This is a genomic window from uncultured Frigoribacterium sp., assembly GCF_963515265.1.
Classification (GTDB): Bacteria; Actinomycetota; Actinomycetes; order Actinomycetales; family Microbacteriaceae; genus Frigoribacterium.
The window spans coordinates 1-3630 of sequence record NZ_CAUPYL010000231.1 but is presented as its reverse complement, the minus strand read 5'-3'; the positions used below and the strand labels follow the sequence as shown (position 1 = coordinate 3630).

Annotated in this window: 4 protein-coding genes; 3 read left to right on the top strand and 1 reads right to left on the bottom strand. The window is 73.9% G+C overall.

The genetic code is table 11. The features are described 5' to 3' along the window. Window positions 1-307 (top strand): hypothetical protein (locus RWM17_RS13105; RefSeq protein ID WP_314104346.1); only part of this gene is annotated, 307 nt, incomplete at its 5' end. A 506-nt stretch (window positions 308-813) separates the two neighbouring features. Here RWM17_RS13105 and RWM17_RS13100 read toward each other — a convergent pair. Beyond that, a complete protein-coding gene (locus tag RWM17_RS13100; RefSeq protein ID WP_123547455.1) occupies window positions 814-1251 on the bottom strand; it encodes an Lrp/AsnC family transcriptional regulator in 438 nt (145 codons plus the stop codon). A 110-nt stretch (window positions 1252-1361) separates the two neighbouring features. On the opposite strand from RWM17_RS13100, the gene ddaH reads away from it, so the two are divergent. Both ddaH and rocD read left to right on the top strand, forming a co-directional pair. Continuing rightward, complete coding sequence (gene ddaH / locus RWM17_RS13095; RefSeq protein ID WP_399540490.1) at window positions 1362-2231, top strand: dimethylargininase; 870 nt, start codon at window positions 1362-1364, stop codon at window positions 2229-2231. Continuing rightward, complete coding sequence (gene rocD / locus RWM17_RS13090; protein WP_314104343.1) at window positions 2228-3478, top strand: ornithine--oxo-acid transaminase; 1251 nt, start codon at window positions 2228-2230, stop codon at window positions 3476-3478. The genes ddaH and rocD overlap by 4 nt, the downstream gene beginning before the upstream one ends. Window positions 3479-3630: the final 152 nt, after the last annotated feature.

Here is a 3630-nt window from a genome sequence, read left to right as displayed (position 1 = left end):
GCGCGCCGGGGCGCCGGGGGCGCGCCCCCCGGCCGCCGAGGTCGAGGGCGACGGCGACGGCGACGTCCCCCCGCCCGACGAGGTCGCGGTCGCCGCGTACCGCGACCTGCACGTGCGGCTCATCGGGGGGGACCCACGGGCCCTGGCCCGCGCGGTCGGCGGGAGCGTCGACGTCGTGGTGCACGGCGGCGACGTCACCGACGAGGGCCGGGTCGAGTTGCTGACCTTCGTGCGCGAGCAGAGCGTGACGGTCACGGCTCACCGGTCGGGGCTCGTGGACCCCGAGCTGCGCGACCTGAGGATCTGAGCGGCCCGGTGTCCGGGCCGGGCCCCCGGCCGGCCCGGCTGCGGATTTGAGCGGGCTGCAGTCCTGGACGGCGTCTCTGCGGCCCGTCCTCCTGCCCGCGACCCCCCCCGTAATTTGAGAGTGATCCGCCCCGTCGAGGGCGGTCTGCCCCGCCGGCCGCCCTCGAGACCACGGATCTCTCTCGCTTTGACCCCTCGCGCCCGTCTCCCGCGGGAAATGCCGACCGACGCGCCCGCTCAGCGCCCTCGATGCCCGGATCTCACACTATTCGGGGCGCCGCTGTCGGCATTTGCGGAGGCGGAAGCGGAGGAGGGGGTGGGGGCGGGGGGCGGGGGGGGGCTGGTGGGGGGGGGGGGGGGGGGCGCGGGGGGGGGCTGCGGGGGGGGGGGGGGCTACGGCGGTGGGGGTGGGGGTGGCGGAGGCGGAGGAGGGGGTAGGGGCGGGCGCGGCGCGGTCGGCTTCTGAGGAGGCGAGGCGGGGGTGCCCAGGCGCGGGTGCCGCCGGCCTCAGGCCGTGCGGCGGCTGATCAGCTTCGACAGCACGATGGCGCTGCGGGTGTGGTCGACGTTCGGGGCGTTGCGCACCCGCTCGAGCGCCTCCTCGAGGGAGGGGATGTCGCGGCTGCGCATGTGCACGATCGCGTCGGCGCTGCCCGTGACGGTGCCGGCGTCGACGACCTCGGGCACCGTGCTGAGGATGCGCTGCAGCTCGGCGGGCGAGACCGTGCCGCGGCAGAACAGCTCGACGAACGCCTCGGTGCCGAGGCCCTCGACGGCCGGGTCGACCTGGACGGTGAACCCCTTGATGACGCCGTCCGCCACCAGGCGGTCGACGCGGCGCTTGACGGCCGAGGCGCTGAGGCCCACCGACGACCCGATGTCGCCGTAGCCCGCGCGGGCGTTCTGCCTCAGCAGGTCGATGATGCCGTAGTCGAGATTGTCCACATCGGGCACTGTACGCTAATTTCTTGCGCGCAGGGTGATCCAGGCGCACGATCATTGCGTAGAGAGCAGCCAACGTGCGCGTTGTCGGTGTGACACTGAACTCCGTGAGCATCGCCGCCGAGACCGTCCAGCCCTCTCCCGAGGCACCGCAGCCGCCGACCAGACGCGCGTCGCACCGCAGCGTGCTGATGTGCCGGCCCGAGCACTTCACCGTCAGCTACCGCATCAACCCGTGGATGGACCCGCAGGTGCCGACCGACACCTCGCGCGCCGTCGAGCAGTGGCAGACACTCTACGAGACCTACCTCGGGCTCGGCTTCGACGTGCAGCTGATCGACCCGCTGCCCGGCCTGCCCGACATGGTCTACTCGGCCAACGGCGGCTTCGTGCTCGACGGCAAGGCCTACGGGGCGAGCTTCACCTACCCCGAGCGCCAGCCCGAGGGGCCGGCCTACATGGAGTGGTTCGCCGCGGCCGGCTTCGAGGTGGTCGTGCCCGACGAGGTCAACGAGGGCGAGGGCGACTTCCTCCTCGTCGGCGACGTCGTCCTCGCGGGCACCGGGTTCCGCAGCGCGTCCGACTCGCACGCCGAGGTCGCCCGGGTCTTCGGCCGTGAGGTCGTCGGCCTCACCCTGGTCGACCCGAGCTTCTACCACCTCGACACGGCGATCGCCGTGCTCGACCCCGAGCCCGTCGACGGCGTGCACAACATCGCCTACCTCGAGAGCGCGTTCGACGGGCCGTCGCTCGCCGTGCTGCGCGAGCGGTTCCCGGACGCCGTGCTCGTGGGCCAGGAGGACGCCTCGATCCTCGGGCTGAACTCCTACAGCGACGGCTACAACGTCGTGATCGCCGCGGCAGCCACCGGCTTCGAGCGCCAGCTGCGCGAGCGCGGCTACAACCCGATCGGCGTCGACCTGTCCGAGCTGCTGCTCGGCGGGGGCGGCGTGAAGTGCTGCACCCTGGAGCTGCGACGATGACGACCGACACGACCCGCACCTCCTCGGCCCCGGCCGCCGCCACCACCGCGGCGATCGCCGTCGAGGACGCGTCGCTGGCGCACAACTACCACCCGCTGCCCGTCGTCGTGTCGACGGCCGAGGGCGCCTGGGTGACCGACGTCGAGGGGCGCCGGTACCTCGACTGCCTGGCGGCGTACTCCGCCGTCAACTTCGGCCACGGCCACCCGACCCTCGTCGCGGCGGCGCGGGAGCAGCTCGACCGCGTCACCCTGACGAGCCGGGCGTTCCACAACGACCAGCTCGGCCCCTTCGCCGCCGAGCTCGCCGCCCTGCTCGGCAAGCAGATGGTGCTCCCGATGAACACGGGCGCCGAGGCCGTCGAGTCGGGCATCAAGGTCGCCCGTGCCTGGGGCTACCGGGTCAAGGGCGTGCGGCCCGGGGCCGCGAAGATCGTCGTCGCCGCGGGCAACTTCCACGGGCGCACGACGACCATCATCAGCTTCTCCGACGACGAGGAGGCGCGGGCCGACTTCGGTCCGTACACCCCTGGTTTCGTGTCGGTGCCGTACGGCGACTCCGCCGCGCTCGAGGCCGCGATCGACGACGACACGGTCGCCGTGCTGATCGAGCCGATCCAGGGCGAGGCCGGCGTCGTCGTGCCGCCCGCGGCGTACCTGCCCGAGGTGCGTCGGATCACCCGCGAGCGGAACGTGCTCTTCATCGCCGACGAGATCCAGTCGGGCCTCGGGCGCACCGGCGCGACGGTCAGCTGCGACCTCGTCGACGTGGTGCCCGACCTGTACCTGCTGGGCAAGGCCCTCGGCGGCGGCATCGTCCCCGTCAGCGCCGTGGTCGGCGACCGGGACGTGCTCGGGGTGCTGCGGCCCGGCGAACACGGCTCGACCTTCGGCGGCAACCCGCTCGCCGCAGCGGTCGGCCTGGCCGTGGTGCGGATGCTCGCGACCGGCGAGTGGCAGGAGCGCGCGACGCGACTCGGCACGCGCCTCCGCGACGGCCTCGCGGCCCTCGTCGGCTCGGGCGTCGTGACCGTGCGCGGAGCCGGCCTGTGGATGGGGATCGACATCGACCCGGCCGTCGGCACCGGCCGCCAGGTCTGCGAGGAGCTGATGCGCCGCGGCGTGCTCGCCAAGGACACGCACGGCTCGACCATCCGCCTCGCGCCGCCCATCGTGATCACCGAGGAGGAGGTCGACGAGCTCGTGTCGACCCTCGGCGCGGTGCTGCGCGACCTGCGCCGGGGCTGATCGCGGTCGCGGTCCCTCGCGCTGTCCTGGATGTCGGCGTATTCCCGTAGCCCGCGGCGGGTCAGCGCCCGCCCGCCGCGGAGCACGGGAACCCGCCGGACGCGACGGAGACCCGCCGCGGGCGACGGGGACCCGCCGCGGGCGACGGGGAC